The organism is Halomicrobium zhouii, from assembly GCF_900114435.1.
GTDB lineage: Archaea > Halobacteriota > Halobacteria > Halobacteriales > Haloarculaceae > Halomicrobium > Halomicrobium zhouii.
Genome location: NZ_FOZK01000001.1, coordinates 217,123 through 231,862, shown reverse-complemented (window position 1 = coordinate 231,862; position 14,740 = coordinate 217,123). Strand labels below are relative to the sequence as shown.

The window sequence follows — 14,740 nt, the reverse complement described above, 5'->3', positions numbered from 1 at the left end:
GGGGCAAAGGTCGCCCTAATGGACGTCGCGGACCTGCCGAGCGTGCCCGACTGGTTACCCGACCACCTCAGGAACGAGGGGATCGAGTCGCTGTATCCGCCCCAGGCCGAGGCGGTCGAGGCCGGCGTCACGCGGGGACAGAACCTCGTCGCGAGCATCCCCACCGCCAGCGGGAAGACGCTCATCGCGCAGTTAGCGATGCTATCTGCGATCGCTGGGGGGCCTGCCGAAGACGCTGCCGAGGCCGACAAGGACGACGAAAGAGCCGCCGGCGGGACCGCCCTCTACATCGTCCCCCTGCGCGCGCTCGCGAGCGAGAAGAAAGCCGAGTTCGAGGAGTTCGAGCAGTACGGCCTCGACGTCGGCGTCTCGACTGGCAACTACGAGTCCGAGGGCGGGTGGCTCGCCAGCAAGGACATCGTCGTCGCGACCAGCGAGAAGGTGGACTCCCTGGTCCGCAACGACGCGCCGTGGCTCGAAGACCTCTCCTGCGTCGTCACCGACGAGGTCCACCTCGTCGACGATGGCGAACGAGGCCCCACGCTCGAAGTCACGCTCGCGAAACTCCGCCGTATCAACCCGGACATGCAGACCGTCGCGCTCTCGGCGACCATCGGCAACGCCGCCGAACTCGCCGAGTGGCTCGACGCCCACCTCGTGGACTCGGACTGGCGCCCCATCGAGTTGCAGAAGGGGGTCCACTACGGCCAGGCGCTCCACCTGGAGGACGGGAGCCAGAGCGAACTCCCGGTCCGTGGCAACGAGAAGCCCACCGCGGCCATCGTCCGCGACACGCTCGAAGACGAGGGGTCGACGCTCGTCTTCGTCAACTCCCGCCGGAACGCCGAGGCCGCGGCCCGGCGGCTCGCAAACACCGTCGAACCCTTCCTCTCCGGCGAGGAACGGGAGAAGCTCCAGGGCGTCGCCAGCGAGATCCGGGACGTCAGCGACACCGAGACGAGCGACGACCTGGCCGACGCCGTCGCGGGCGGAGCGGCTTTTCACCATGCTGGGCTTGCGCCCGAACACAGAGAACTCGTCGAGGACGCCTTCCGCGACCGCCTGCTGAAGGTGGTCAGCGCCACGCCCACGCTCGCGGCTGGCGTCAACACGCCGAGCCGCCGCGTCGTCGTCCGCGACTGGCGCCGCTACGACGGCACCGCCGGCGGCATGCAGCCCCTCTCCGTCCTGGAGGTCCACCAGATGATGGGGCGAGCGGGCCGCCCGGGGCTGGACCCCTACGGGGAGGCCGTCCTGCTGGCCAACAGCCACGACGAACTGGACGAACTGTTCGAACGCTACGTCTGGGCCGACCCCGAACCAGTCCGCTCCAAGCTCGCCGCAGAGCCAGCGCTCCGCACACACCTGCTGGCCACCGTCGCCAGCGGCTTCGCCCGGTCGCGCGAGGGGCTGCTCGACTTCCTCGACCGAACGCTCTATGCCACCCAGACCACCGAGAGCGGCCGGCTGGAGGCAGTCGTCGACGACGTGCTCGCCTACCTCCAGGTCAACGACTTCCTCGAACGCGAGGGTGACGAACTCTCTGCCACCTCGCTGGGCCACACCGTCTCCCGGCTCTACCTCGACCCGATGAGCGCCGCCGAGATAATCGACGGCCTGCGGGAGTGGGAGCGAACCGCTGGACAGCAGGACACGCAGTCGCCCCACGACGGACGGGAAGCCGCGGACGCAGACGGCGAGCCGCCTGGCTTCACGACGGCGAGCGACCTGGTCTCCGACGACGATGGGGGAGCAGAGGAAGGCGGCGAGGAGCGCAACGTCGAGGACGACGAGATTCCGGACCCGACGGCGATGGGACTGTACCACCTCGTCTCGCGCACGCCGGACATGTACCAGCTCTACCTCCGTTCGGGCGACCAGGAGGAGTACTCGATGGTCGCCTACGAGCGGGAAGCGGAGTTCCTCGGCGCGATGCCCTCGGAGTACGAAGACAACCGCTTCGACGACTGGCTCTCCGCCCTGAAGACGGCGCGCCTCCTCGAAGACTGGGCCAGCGAGGTCGACGAGGACCAGATCACCGAGCGCTACGGCGTCGGCCCGGGCGACATCCGCGGGAAGGTCGAGACGGCCCAGTGGCTGCTGGGCGCCGCCGAGTCGCTAGCCAGCGAACTGGACCTCGCGGCGACGCCGGGCGTTCGCAAGGCCCGCACGCGCGTCGAACACGGCGTCCGCGAGGAACTGGTCGACCTGGCCGGCATCCGCGGCGTCGGTCGCAAGCGCGCCCGCCGGCTGTTCGACGCCGGCATCGAGACCCGCGCCGACCTCCGGGACGCCGACAAGTCCGTCGTCCTCGCCGCGCTGCGTGGCCGGGAGAAGACCGCCGAGACCGTCCTGGAGAACGCCGGCCACCGCGACCCGTCGATGGAGGATGTGGAACCAAGCGACGACGTCTCCTACGAGCGGCGAGAGCGAAGCGCAGCCAGCGGCGACGGCGGAGGAATCCCGTCGGAGAGTGCCGAAGACGACGAAGACCAGTCCAGCCTGGGTGACTTCTGATGGAGCTCGTCGAGGGAGTTGCGACCGTGGACGACGTCGACGACTTCGTCGAGTGGCTGGGTACGATCGGCGAGGAACACGGCGTCGCCGTCCAGGCGTTCGACGCGCGCTACGTCGTCGACCGCGAACACCTCGAACGCGCCGTCGAACTGGCCGACCGCGCGTTCGCCCGTGACGACGCCATCGCCCGCGACCGGAGCGTCGAAATTCTGCTCTACGCCGCCGGTCGGCGCCAGATCAACCGCGCACTGGAGATGGGCGTCGGCGAGGGCGAGACGCCCGTCGCCGTGGTCGTGCACGCACCGGACGAGGACGGTGACGAATCGGGGGCCGTGGCCGCTGTGGCCGATTTGCTGGAACCGGCCGACACGCTTGGCGAGTACGACGAGGCGCTCGTCCGCAAGTTCTTCGACGTCGGCGAGCGGGAACTGGCGGCGACGGACGGCACCCTCGCCGACCTCGTCCGCGAACGGGTGGCGTTGCTGACCGTGGAGAAGTAGCCGCGAGGAGCTGCTTCAGTTCTCTTCGCCGCCGAGGAGCCGACCGTGTTCGTCGATCTCGCCGGCGACCACGCGGGTCGACGAGATGCGCTCGCCGTCGTCGGCCAGGACGTAGGGGACGAGGATTCCCTCGATCGGTTCGAGGTCGTTCACCCGGCGGTTCGCATTGATGTCGGCCAGCTTCTCGGCCGTCTCGGGCGAGGTGACGAGCGCGTCGATGGAGGGGTCGGTCGAGGCGATGCCGTGCTCGTCGTTCAGCGTGCGAATCTCGACGTCCCGGTCCCACTCGTTGAGATTTTCGACCTCCTCCCGGACCGCCGCTTTGCGGTCTTCGAGTGACGGGACCTCGCGCGTGCGCGAGGACGTGGCCATCTCCTGGCTCGTCACCGCGACCAGGACGCCCTCGTCGCCGTACTGCAGCGCGTGTTCGAACAGGTTCCGGTGTCCGTCGTGGATGGGACCGAACGTCCCCGCGACTGCGACTTTCATTCCTGATCTGACGTTCGCGCGTGTCGTGGTTAAGTATCGGGGCGGTTCCCTGGAACAGGAGTAGCGGGCCAGAGTGCTACCAATCACGCAGATGTGAACAACAAGAAAGCCCCGCCCCTTTCAGTCCCACCCCGTGGATCATCCGACCGGGCGGGACTGAAAGGGGCCGGGCGCTCGATCGGCGAGACGAAGCAAGCAGCGTAGCGAGGAGCACAGCGAGTCGCAGCCATCGAGCGCCCGGGGGCTTTCTTGTTGTTGGTAGTTGTGCCGTTTCCGTCGCACACGGCTGCTGGCTCTACTGGAACCTCCCAAAGCCCACCAGCCTTACCACCGGAGCGGGCCGTATCGAAAGTCAATGGCGAGCCTGGAGGAATCGGTCGAAATAGGCGGCCTCACGGTCCCGAGCCGCCTCTACCGCGCCCCATTGCTCGAATGCGCGGGCAACGGGCCCGACGCCATCGACCGGTTCGTCTCGGAACTCGAACCCACGGCGGCCTCGGGCGTCGGCCTCGTCTTCCAGGGCGCGAGCATCGTCACCGCCGAGAGCGGGTGTGCGGCGCCGAACATGACGCGGGTCCACGACCCCGAGTTCGTCGCCCGACTCCAGCGGCTCACAGACGCGGTTCATGCACACGAGGGCAAGATATTCATCCAGCTCGGCCACGGCGGGCTACGGAGCCTGGAGGTGTGGCACGCCGAACACCGCCGGCGGAACCCCGGCGTCTCCCAATTGGCGGTTTCCCGACCGCCGTGGCAGCTCCGGGCGCTGGACCACGCCGGGCTGATCGACCTCGATCCGCACGTTCTCTCGACCGCGGAGGTGTACGACCTCGCCGAGCAGTTCGGGCGGTGTGCGGGGTACGCCGTCGACGCAGGGTACGACGGCATTCACCTCTCCGGGGCGAACATGGGCATCGTCCAGCAGTTCTGCTCGCCGTTCTACAACCGTCGGGACGACGAGTTCGGGACCGGCCCGGACGGCCGCGGCGGGGTCCGCTTTCTGGAGGTCGTTCACGACGCCGTGCGCAGGCACGCGGGCGACGTCCCGCTCGCGACGAAGGTGCCGGCGGAGACCGCTGCGCCCCCGTTCGTCCGGCGACACCTCTCCCGGAGCGACGGCGTGGCCATCGCCGAGCGACTCGCGGCGGTTGGCTACGACGCGCTCGTCCCGGTCGAGGTCTCGACGTTCTGGGACATGAGCGTCGTCCGGGGGGCGTTTCCCGACCGGGCCTGGGACGCGGCGGACCTGCAGAGCGACTACGCAGCGGCCTTCGGCGGGCCGCTCCGGGCCCGGGCAGTCGAACTGCTCAATCGGTTGCAGGCGACCCAGTTCGGTGACGAACCGGGCTGGAACGCCGATTTCTGCCATGCCGTGCGCAAGCGGGTCGACGTACCGGTCCTCTGCGAGGGCGGAATCCGCGAGCGGGAGACCTGTGAGCGGCTGCTCGGTGACGACGGCGGCAGCGGTGCCGATGGCGACCAGACCGGTAGAAGCCACGAGCCCGCCGCCGATCTGGTCGGGATGGGCCGGCCGTTCTACGCCGAGCCGCGGCTGGGAGCGCGGCTGCTGGACGGCGCGGACGCCCTGTGCGAGAGCTGTAACAACTGTACGATTCCGCAGGTGGCCGGCGAGCCGGGCCGATGTCGGACGCCGTCGGTCGTCCGCGAGCGGGCGCGACTGGAGCGAGCAGGGGAGTACGACGAGTGACTCCCGCGCGCCCGGTTCGAGACCGACAGCGACCCGAAGCGGTCATCGGTGTCGAGACACTACGCAGGGTCGATGAACTCCCCCACGATCAGTTCTTCCCGCGCGTCCCTCGCCGTCGACGGCGACGACGTCGACGTGCGCTATCTCCACGGCGGCGACGGGCCGCCGCTCGTCTTCCTCCACGGCATCGGCCTCGACGCGGCGGCGGTCTCCTGGCGTCACGCCCTCCCGGCGCTAGCCGGGGAGTTCTCGGTGTACGCCCTCGACCTGCCGGGCCACGGCGAGAGCGACGGCCCCGACCGGACGTATACGACCGACTACTACGTAGACGTGCTGGGGTCCTTCCTCGAAGCGATGGGGATTCGGGGTGCGGGGCTGGTGGGCATCTCGATGGGCGGCGCCGTCGCGCTGGGCCACGCACTCGACGGGGGCTCGCCGGAGCGCCTCGTCCTCGTCGACAGCTACGGGCTGGGCGCAGACGCCTACTGGCGCCAGGCCGCGAGCGCGGCGCTCCGCATCCCCTTCGCGAGTAGCTTCCTCTGGGGCAGCGTCTCCTCACGCGCGGGCGTGCGGACCAACCTCCAGGGACTGCTCGGGTCGTCGGTGCCCGAAGAACTGGTCGACGACGTCCACGGCGCGGTGAGCGGCCGGTCGATGGACGCGCTCCGGAGCTGGCAGCGCCACGAGTTCCGGCCCGACGGCCTGCGGACGGACTACCGGTCCCGGCTGGGCGACCTGTCCACGCCGACGCTGCTGGTCCACGGCGAGCACGACCCGCTGTTCCCGGTGTCGTGGTCGCGTGAGGCGAGCGAGCGGCTGAGTGCCGGAGAGTTACGGGTGTTCGACCGGTGCGGTCACTGGGTGCCTCGCGAGTGTCCCGAAGCGTTCAACGGGCTGGTGCGGGACTTCTGTCTGGCGTAGAATCGCTACGCTCGGGAGCGGAAACGGTCGGAGACAGAGAAGGGAGAGAAGCGAAAGCGAGTCGCGGCCGTCCGCTACTCAGTCGTCGGCTTCGGGCAGGTCGTCGATCAGGACGACGGCCTCGCCGTCGATGACGACGTCGCCCGCGTCGGTGACGCGGGTGGTGAGCCGGAACTGGTCGTTGCCGAGATCCTCGACGATCTCGACCTCGGCCGTGACGGCGTCACCGATGTGGACCGGGTTGTGAAACTCGAGATCCTGGGAGAGGTAGATAGTGAGCCCGGGCAGGCGCGCCAGCGCGGAGCTGATGAGCCCGCCGACGAGCCCGCCGTGGGCGATCCGGCTCTTGAACCGGGTCTCGCTCGCGAACTCGTCGTCGAGGTGGAGCGGGTTGGTGTCCCCGCTGGCGGCGGCGAACTTGCGCACGTCGTCGTCCGAGATGGTCTTCGTGAACTCGACGCGGTCGCCCACGCCCAGCCGGTCCGGGTGGTCTTCGCTCAGTTCGACGTGCCACTCCGGCAGGTCCTCGTCGGCCTCGATCCGCTCCGTGGGATCGGCAACGACGCCGTCCTCCTCGGAGGGATTGACGCCGAACGCGGCGAACGCGGCCCGGTTGGCCGCGACGACGCTGTTGAACATGTGCGTGGAGGTCTCCGTCCAGGTATCCAACAGCGTACTCCGGTGCGATTCAGAACTCATCGACAGCCGTGTTTGGGACTGGTGCTATTAAAGCATGGTGGTGGTCCGGATCCGGGCGCGCTGGTGGGTTCTCGGGACCGTAAACAGGACATTCGGCTGTCGTAGACGGGCGGCTGTGGGCCGATTTCGGCGGTCGCATCTGGACTGTATTGGTACGAGATGGTAGCAGATGGTAACGAGCGCAATCTTTATCCCTGCGAAGGATGTAGACTCTGTTGACAGATGACCGACGAGGACGACGCCCTGCCGTGGACGCCCCCGATGTTCAAAGGGATGCAGGAGATGAGCGAGCAAGCGATCGAACGCCAGCAAGAGATGATGCAGCAGATGCTGGGCGCCGGGATGTCCGGCATGGACATGAACCAGCTCGGCGCGATGAGCCAGACGGCTGCGTTCAAGACCCGCGTGCAGAGCGGCGGCCGGATATCTATCCCGGACGCCGAACGCGAGGCCCTGGATATCGAGGAAGGCGACATCGTGCAGGCGTTCGTCCTCCCGGTCAAACGTTCCCGAAACGAGTAATCATGACCGAGTACACCACCCCCGTCACCACCGCGTTCCAGATGCAGCGACAGTCGATCGAACAGAGCCAGAAGGTCTTCGAGCAGAGCGTCGCGTTCCAGAAGAACGTCACCGACGCCGTCGTCGACAGCCTCGACAGCCAGGAGTCGGCCCAGCGCCGCGGCGTCGAACTGGCCCAGACCGCTTTCCACAGCTACCTCGACACCGTCGAGGCGACCGTCCCGGGCGTCACGCCCACGGTCGAGGAGGTCCGCGCCACCGTCGACGAGCAGTACGAGTTCCTGCTCGAGAACCACGCCGAGACGTTCGAGAACGTCGAGGCCGAACTCGTCGAGCAAACCGACGCCTACGACGAGCTCACCGAGGACGTCCTCACCGCGATGAACGAGCAGGTCGGCCTGCTCGTCGAGGCCCACGAGGACCTCGAGGCCCAGTCCGTCGAGGCCGCCGAGCAGTGGGGCGAACAGATCGAAGAGCTCCAGGACCAGGTCGAGGAAGTGCAGGACCAGGTCCGCGAGGTCCAGGAACAGGCAGCCGACGCCGTCGAGGCGTAAGCGCTCGCAGCTTTTTGTACCGCGGCCGCGATGTGATTCCCAATGAGTAACTCAAACCAGATGCAACAGGAGTGGGCCGAGATGGTCGAACAGATGAACGAGGCGGTTTCGGAATCCGTCGAACAGAACATGAAGGCCCAGGCGGCCTTCGTCGAGTCCTGGGCCGACGCCGTCGAGGACTCCATCCCCGAGGACGAGGAGTTCGCCGAGGGCATCCAGGGGTACAACCAGGCCTACGAGGAGTGGATGAACGCGGCCGAGCAGATGCTCGAACGCACGACCGACGCCGCACAGGGCGAGGAGGTCGACCCGACGGAGTTCCGCGACATCTGGCTCCAGTCCGCCAACGAGGCGTTCAAACACGTCATGGGCACGAGCGCCTTCGCCGCCGCGAACGGCCAGCTCGTCGAGGCGATGATGGAGATGCAACAGGAGGCCGACGACATCAGCCAGGACACCGTCGCCCAGCTCGGGTTCCCGACGCGGGACGACGTCGACGAGGTCGGCGAACGCCTCGTCGAACTGGAACGGCGCCAGCACGCCGTCGAACAGAAGCTCGACCGCATCATCGACGAACTCGAGGACTAGCCATGGCGAGCAACCCCGCCAACCCGTGGGCCGCCGCGTTCAACTGGCAGCGCCAGACCATCGAGGCGATGACGGAGGCCGTCGACAGTTCGCAGGCGGTCCCCGACAGCGTCGAGACGATGCAGGACGTCGAGGTGGGCCAGACCCCCAGCGACGTCGTCTACGAGGAGAACAAGCTGGAACTGCTCCACTACGACGCGGAGGCGGCCGGCATCGACGTGCCAGAAGAGGAGAAGGAGGAGATTCCCATCCTCATCGTCTACGCGCTGATCAACCGGCCGTACATCCTCGACCTGCAGCCCGACCGCTCCGTGGTACGTCGCCTGCTCGAAGGCGGCCACGACGTCTACCTCATCAAGTGGAACGAACCCTCGCGGCTCGACCAGCACCTGACGCTCGACGACTACGTCAACCGGTACGTCGAGAACTGCGTCGACGAGGTCCGCGAGCGCTCCGGCCAGGACGCCATCAACCTGCTGGGCTACTGCATGGGCGGCACCATGTCGGTGATGTACAGCGCGCTCCACCCCGAGAAAGTCAACGCGCTGGGTCTGATGGCCGCCGGCCTCTGTTTCGAGGACTCGGGCGGCGTCCTCGAGGAGTGGGGCTCCGACGAGTACTACGACCCGGAGACGATTACCGAGACGTTCGGGAACGTCCCCGCGGAGTACCTCGACATCGGCTTCGCGCTGATGGACCCGGTCGACAACTACGTCTCGAAGTACGTCCGCTTCGCCGAGAACCTCGAGAACGAGGGGTTCGTCGAGAACTTCGGCCGGATGGAGCGGTGGCTCTCCGAGGGCGTCGACGTCGCCGGCGACACGTACGTCGAGTTCCTGGAGAAGATCTACCAGAACAACGATCTGTACCACAACCGCCTCGAAATCGGCGGCGAGCGCGTCGACCTGGACGAGATCACCATGCCAGTCCTCCAGCTCATGGGCGAGTACGACCACCTCGTGCCCGCCTCGGCCTCGAAGCCGTTCAACGACGTGATCGCCAGCGACGACGTCGAGACCATCGAGTACGCCACCGGCCACATCGGCCTCTCGGTGTCTTCCTCGTCCCACGAGGACGTCTGGCCCCGTGCCAGCGACTGGTTCTCGGAGCGCAACCGGGCGGCCGAACAGCGTGCAGCCGCCGAAAGCGCGAGCGGGGCGGCCGAGCAGCGCGCAGCCGACGACGGCGCCGTCGACATCGAGATCGAATCGCCCGAAGAGGCAGCCGCCGAGGCCGTCGAATCGGTCGAGGAGCAGACCGACGAGGCCGACCAGGACGTCAGCGTCGGCGAGGACGAGGCCGACGTCGCTCAGGAAGCAGGCGGCGAGGCCGAAGCCGAATCGCCGCCCGTCTCCTCGGTCTCGGGCATCGGCCCGACGTACGCCGACCGCCTGCGTGAGGCCGGCGTCGAGACCGTCGCCGACCTCGCGGGGTACTCGGCCGCCGAACTGGCCGAGATCGCCCAGACCAGCGAGACGCGCGCACAGGACTGGCTCGACCAGGCCTGAACGCGGGTCGACGTCGGGAACGTTCCTACTGAGAGTCACCCTGTTGCAGCGACGGCCACGGCCCGCCGTCGGTCAGTCGCGCCTTCGAGGGCACGAGCCCGACGCGTACCTTTTTGTCGCGGCGTGCGATTGTCAGCCCATGTTGGACGGACAGACCTGTCTGGTCACGGGGTCGTCTCGCGGCATCGGGCGCGGGATCGCCGAGGACCTGGGCGAACACGGGGCCGAGGTCGTGGTGAACTACCGGTCCTCGGAGGAGGCGGCCCACGACGTCGTCGACGCCATCGAGGAGTCGGGCGGCACAGCGATCGCCGCCCAGGGCGACATCTCGAAGTACGAGGACATGGAGGCGCTGGCCGAGCGAGTACACGACGCGTTCGGGCCACTCGACGTGCTCGTCAACAACGCCGGCATCACCGTCGACAAGAAGTTCGACAACATGACCAAGGAGGACTGGGACGCCGTCATCGACGTCAATTTGGGGGGCGTGTTCAACGTCACCCACTGCTTCTGGGACGACATCAAACGCTCCGAGACGGGCCGGCTGATCAACGTCTCCTCCGTCGTCGGCCAGCAGGGCAACTACGGCCAGGCCAACTACGCCACCACGAAATCGGGGCTATTCGGCTTCACCCGGACGCTCGCGCTGGAACTCGCGAGCACCGGGTCGACCGCAAACTGCGTCGCCCCCGGGTTCGTCGCGACGGATATGCTGGAGGAAGTGCCCAAGCGCGTCCAGGAGAAGATCCTCCGCCGCATTCCCCTCGATCGGTTCGCCACCATCGACGACATCGCGCCGGTGATCCGCTTTATGGCCAGCGAAGATTCGAGTTACATGACTGGTCAGATCATCGGGGTGAATGGGGGGATGGAGTGGTAGGCTGGTCGCGAACAAAGTGAGCGACCAGCTTACGTGCGAACGGCGAACGGAGTGAGCCGTGAGTAGGGTGGTTCCGAGCGAAGCGAGGAACCACCTCGATTGCGAGCGGGAGCGACCGCAGGGAGCGACACGCGAGCAGGCTGGGGCCGAGCGCAGCGAGGGCCCAGCTTACGTGCGAACGGCGAACGCAGTGAGCCGTGAGGTCGGTCGGGCCGTTCACTCCGTTCGCGCCCCGACGGATTGCGAACGGGGAGCGGAGCAACCCGTGAGGCAGGCAGAGTCTGACCTGAGACCGTTCTACAGCGCGTATCCGTAGTATCGGTCGTCGTCCGACGCTTCGAACATGGCGACGTAGGGCTCGCCGTCGTCCGCCGTCGGGCACTCGTCGGTCCGCTCGACGGGGAACCGCTCGCCGGTCAGGTTCGCGCCGTCGATGCGGAGCGTCGCGGGGTAGGTCTTCGACCCGAAGCCGAGGACGTGCTCGTTGTAGCCGTCGTCGACGTAGAGGTTCACGTGGACCTCACGTTCGGGTTCGCCCTGGGGCGACGGCGGGGCGTAGGCGCTCCAGTTGCCGGCCGGACAGGCCTCGTAGCGGGGTACCTCGACGCGTTCGGGGAGCGGCGTCGGGTTCGTGGCGGTGACCGAGCCGAGTTCGATCGGCTGGCGGTCGGCGCCGTCGACCTCGACCGTCGCGTCGTGCTGGAGTTCGTACGCGAGCCCGCCGGTGACGACGTCGACGGTGAGGACGACGACCGCGAGGGCGACGAGGGCGCCGAACGCGTAGGTCGCCAGCCGGCCGGAGACGAAGTGGCTCTCGTCGTCGAGGCGGCTCCGGAGCCCGAAGAGGAGGCCGGCCAGAACCAGCAACCCGAGGACGGTCGGTTCGGTGTCGACCTCGAAGGTCCCCGTCAGGTCGAAGAACAGCGCGAGGACGGACGTGACGACGACGGCGTAGCCGAGCAGGATCAGCTGGTAGTCGTCGCTCCGCTGGGTGATGGCGAACACGCCGCCGAGGAAGGCCGCGACCAGCGCCACTTTCGTGACCGGGGAGTACTCGAAGTCCATGCTCGTGACGAACATGAGGACGGCGATGGTCGCGACGAGGGCCGCCGCGCCGTTGAACAGCGTCTCGGAGTCGATGTCGACCATACTGGTCACTCCCCGACCGGCGTAAAAAAGCCGCGGGTGGGTGAAACGGCTGTTTGACCGTGGCGAGCCGCAGCGAGGGGCGCCGCGGCCGGCGGTGGATTCACGGCGGCGTCGTACGCACTGGCAGGCATGCGCGTTGCAGTCATCGGCGGCGGCACCTGTACGGACGAGGAGGACGATCTGGCCCGCGAGGTCGGTGAACTGCTCGGCCGGCGCGACCACACCGTGGTCTGCGGCGGCCTCGGCGGCGTGATGGAGGGGGTCTGCGAGGGCGCGAAGCGAGAGGGTGGCGAGACGATCGGTATCCTCCCGACGGAGCGCCGGGCTGACGCAAACGAGTTCGTCGACACCGCCGTCGCGACCGGCCTGGGCCACGGCCGGAACCACCTCGTCGTGCTCAACGGCGACGCGGTGATCGCCGTCGACGGCGGCCCGGGGACGCTCTCGGAGATCGGCTTCGCCGGCGTCTACGACCGCCCGATAGCGGGGCTCGGGACCCACCGGATCGACGGCGTCGACTACATCCGGGAGGTCGAGAATCCCACCGAGGCCGTCGACTACGTGGAATCGGAGGAGTGAGAGAACGGGATCACAGCCAGTCGACGAAACTGCCCTCCAGCAGGGTCCCCTTCTGGCGGTCGACGTAGCGCGATTGCATCCCCCAGATGGCCTCGGCAAGGGGGACGTTCTCGTCGACGGCCTCGCGGACCTGGTCGTGTTTCCAGCGGGCGGGGGTCAGCCGGCGGTCGACGCGCTCGCGGAGCGGGCGGACGTAGGAGTGAGCCGCCTCCGTCGAGAGGCCGCGCTGTTCCAGGCCCTCACGGGCGATCTCGAACAGTTCGCCGTAGAGCTGGTCGGTGTCGGTGGTGTGGGTCCCGTCGACGGTGATCCACTCCATGTCGGCCCGGAGGCCGTCGTCGGCGGCGGCGTAGAAGTTTGCCTTCGCGGTCTCCCAGTCCAGGCCCTGGATGGGGTGTTCGACGCGGGGGAGCGCCTCCATCAGGCCGCCGAAGACGGCCTGGAAGGCGACGGCGTCGGAGAGCGTGGGCTGGCCGGGCAGCGGCCGGAACTCGATGCGGGCGTTGGCGGCCGAGCGGGAGGCGCCGTCGAAGACGGGGCGGATCCACCGCCAGTACGAACCGTGTTTGTGCCGGAAGTGGGCGAAGGCGTCGTCGAAGCGGTCGCCCTCGGGGACGTCCATCGGGACGATGGTGTGGTCCTCCAGGACGTCGTCGATGGCATCCTCCACGGTGTCGAAGTCGGGCGGGAAGCGGACCTTGTCCTCGTAGGCGTCGGTACTCGAATTCAGGACCGTCTCGAAGACGCCGATGCGGTTCTCCATGCGGGCGTCGGCGACGATTTCGGGGTCGGGCGCGTCGTCGTACAGGTCCGGCGGGAAGAAGGGCGCGTTGACCCCCAGGGCGAGCAGTGGGCCGGCGATCCTGAGCGCGTAGCTGAAGTACTCCGGGAGGTCCGGTGCGTGGGGGATCTGGTAGTGGGGCTGGATGGAGGTGATGAGGCTCTCGGGCATGACGGTGTCGCAGGAAAGCGAGACGTGCGGGGCGTCGAGGCGCATGCCCGCCGGGTACTCCGCGTTGGCCATCACGTGGTAGCGGACGGCGTCGGACATGTTGGTCGCCAGCCGGACGCCCTGTTCCTCGACGGAGCCCGAGAGGTAGCTCCGGGCGGTCTCGCCCGTCGGCGGCACCGTCCACATGCCGTCGCTGACGAGCCGGATCCCCTGGTGGCCCGTCCGCTCCTGGGCCGGCGCGAGGTTGGCCCTGAGTTCGGCAACCTGCGCGGACAGGCCGTAGGAGTTCAGCGGCTGGGGACTGGTCTGCATCTCGGCGTTGTGCAGCCCCAGTTCCTTCTCGAAACCGATCAGGCCCAGCAGTTCGCGGGGCATCCGCCGGAGCGCGCCGGTCTGGTCGTCGACGCCGTACAGTTCCAGCTCTAGCCCGACGATGGCCTGGGTGTTGTCGAAGGTGCCGGCCCGGACCTCCTCCTTGAGCCGGTCGGCCTCCGCGGCCGCCCGCGCCTGGAACTCCTCGGGGTCGACCTCCAGGGCCGCAGCCACCTGACTCGCCAGTTCCGAGGCAGACATGTCCGCGGCTTGGCGTCCGTCCGTGTTAAGCGCGGGGGAGTCAGGAGAGCGCGGGAGTCGGTACCACGACGACGGGTCGGGCCAGTTCGGCCAGCAACGCCTGCGCCGTCGACCCGACGCCCGCGACCCCTGCCTCGCCGCCGTTTGCCCCGATAATCACCTCTTCGGGGTCGTGTTCGTCGACGGCAGCGAGCAGTTCGTCGACGACCTCGCCCGTCCGGGACTCGACGGTCGGCGTCGACGCAGCCAGTCGAGCGCGTGCGACGTTGGCCGCGTCGGCCACGTCCCGGCCCGAAGCGTCCGGTCCGGTCACGCCGACGACCACCACTTCGTCTGCCCCCGGATCGAGACGGTCTTCGAGGTAGTCCACCGCGGCCGCGGTCACGTGGACCGAGTTCGTCGCCACCAGAAAACGCGTCATGCGCGGGTGTGGATCCCGGAGCCGCAAACCAGTTTTGGCGATTCTCCACCGGAAAGGAAGGGGTCTGGCCGGCGGTCCACGCTTCACATCTGCCCGCCTCGTCGGCAGTCTAGATGGCATCACGCCGGAACGGACGTCGCGTCGCGCACTTCGTACCGGCGGCGAGCAAAAAAACGTACA

General features: G+C 68.1%; 15 protein-coding genes. 10 read left to right on the top strand and 5 right to left on the bottom strand.

Going from position 1 to position 14,740, the window contains the following annotated elements; all coding sequences use genetic code 11:
* Positions 1-18: 18 nt before the first annotated feature.
* A complete protein-coding gene (locus BM337_RS01190; protein WP_089813118.1) occupies positions 19-2,517 on the top strand; it encodes an ATP-dependent DNA helicase in 2,499 nt (832 codons plus the stop codon).
* Complete coding sequence (gene cgi121, locus BM337_RS01185; protein ID WP_089813116.1) at positions 2,517-3,017, top strand: KEOPS complex subunit Cgi121; 501 nt, start codon at positions 2,517-2,519, stop codon at positions 3,015-3,017. The genes BM337_RS01190 and cgi121 overlap by 1 nt, the downstream gene beginning before the upstream one ends.
* 15 nt (positions 3,018-3,032) lie before the next feature.
* On the opposite strand, the gene BM337_RS01180 is transcribed toward cgi121, so the two are convergent.
* Positions 3,033-3,506, bottom strand: a complete 474-nt coding sequence (locus tag BM337_RS01180) for a phosphopantetheine adenylyltransferase (protein ID WP_089813114.1) — start codon at positions 3,504-3,506, stop codon at positions 3,033-3,035.
* 355 nt (positions 3,507-3,861) lie between these two features.
* On the opposite strand from BM337_RS01180, the gene BM337_RS01175 reads away from it, so the two are divergent.
* Both BM337_RS01175 and BM337_RS01170 read left to right on the top strand, forming a co-directional pair.
* Entirely contained in the window at positions 3,862-5,214 is a 1,353-nt protein-coding gene (locus BM337_RS01175) for an oxidoreductase (RefSeq protein WP_089813112.1), read from the top strand.
* 72 nt (positions 5,215-5,286) lie between these two features.
* The gene (locus BM337_RS01170; protein WP_089813109.1) at positions 5,287-6,135 is read left to right on the top strand and encodes an alpha/beta fold hydrolase; all 849 of its coding nucleotides are present in this window, start codon (positions 5,287-5,289) and stop codon (positions 6,133-6,135) included.
* Between the two features lie 78 nt (positions 6,136-6,213).
* Here the strand turns inward: BM337_RS01170 and BM337_RS01165 are convergent, their stop codons facing one another.
* Entirely contained in the window at positions 6,214-6,774 is a 561-nt protein-coding gene (locus BM337_RS01165) for a MaoC family dehydratase (RefSeq protein WP_089813107.1), read from the bottom strand.
* Positions 6,775-7,056: 282 nt separating this feature from the next.
* Here BM337_RS01165 and BM337_RS01160 point away from each other — a divergent pair, with 282 nt between their 5' ends.
* From BM337_RS01160 to BM337_RS01140, 5 genes are all read left to right on the top strand, one after another.
* Complete coding sequence (locus BM337_RS01160) at positions 7,057-7,356, top strand: AbrB/MazE/SpoVT family DNA-binding domain-containing protein (RefSeq protein ID WP_089813105.1); 300 nt, start codon at positions 7,057-7,059, stop codon at positions 7,354-7,356.
* 2 nt (positions 7,357-7,358) lie between these two features.
* Entirely contained in the window at positions 7,359-7,910 is a 552-nt protein-coding gene (locus tag BM337_RS01155; protein ID WP_089813102.1) for a hypothetical protein, read from the top strand.
* Positions 7,911-7,952: 42 nt separating this feature from the next.
* Entirely contained in the window at positions 7,953-8,498 is a 546-nt protein-coding gene (locus BM337_RS01150) for a poly(R)-hydroxyalkanoic acid synthase subunit PhaE (protein WP_089813099.1), read from the top strand.
* A 2-nt stretch (positions 8,499-8,500) separates the two neighbouring features.
* On the top strand, positions 8,501-10,006 hold the full coding sequence (gene phaC / locus BM337_RS01145) for a class III poly(R)-hydroxyalkanoic acid synthase subunit PhaC (protein WP_089813097.1): 1,506 nt from the start codon (positions 8,501-8,503) through the stop codon (positions 10,004-10,006).
* Between the two features lie 139 nt (positions 10,007-10,145).
* Entirely contained in the window at positions 10,146-10,886 is a 741-nt protein-coding gene (locus BM337_RS01140) for a beta-ketoacyl-ACP reductase (RefSeq protein WP_089813095.1), read from the top strand.
* 297 nt (positions 10,887-11,183) lie between these two features.
* Here the strand turns inward: BM337_RS01140 and BM337_RS01135 are convergent, their stop codons facing one another.
* On the bottom strand, positions 11,184-12,035 hold the full coding sequence (locus BM337_RS01135) for a hypothetical protein (RefSeq protein ID WP_089813093.1): 852 nt from the start codon (positions 12,033-12,035) through the stop codon (positions 11,184-11,186).
* 129 nt (positions 12,036-12,164) lie between these two features.
* Here BM337_RS01135 and BM337_RS01130 point away from each other — a divergent pair, with 129 nt between their 5' ends.
* On the top strand, positions 12,165-12,614 hold the full coding sequence (locus tag BM337_RS01130) for a TIGR00725 family protein (protein WP_089813091.1): 450 nt from the start codon (positions 12,165-12,167) through the stop codon (positions 12,612-12,614).
* Positions 12,615-12,624: 10 nt separating this feature from the next.
* On the opposite strand, the gene BM337_RS01125 is transcribed toward BM337_RS01130, so the two are convergent.
* Together BM337_RS01125 and BM337_RS01120 are read right to left on the bottom strand one after the other, a co-directional pair.
* Positions 12,625-14,139: a glutamate-cysteine ligase family protein gene (locus BM337_RS01125; protein WP_089813089.1), complete on the bottom strand. Its 1,515-nt coding sequence runs from the start codon at positions 14,137-14,139 to the stop codon at positions 12,625-12,627.
* Between the two features lie 40 nt (positions 14,140-14,179).
* Positions 14,180-14,560 carry a universal stress protein gene (locus tag BM337_RS01120; RefSeq protein WP_089813087.1) on the bottom strand — a complete coding sequence of 127 codons (381 nt, stop codon included), beginning with the start codon at positions 14,558-14,560 and terminating at the stop codon, positions 14,180-14,182.
* Positions 14,561-14,740: the final 180 nt, after the last annotated feature.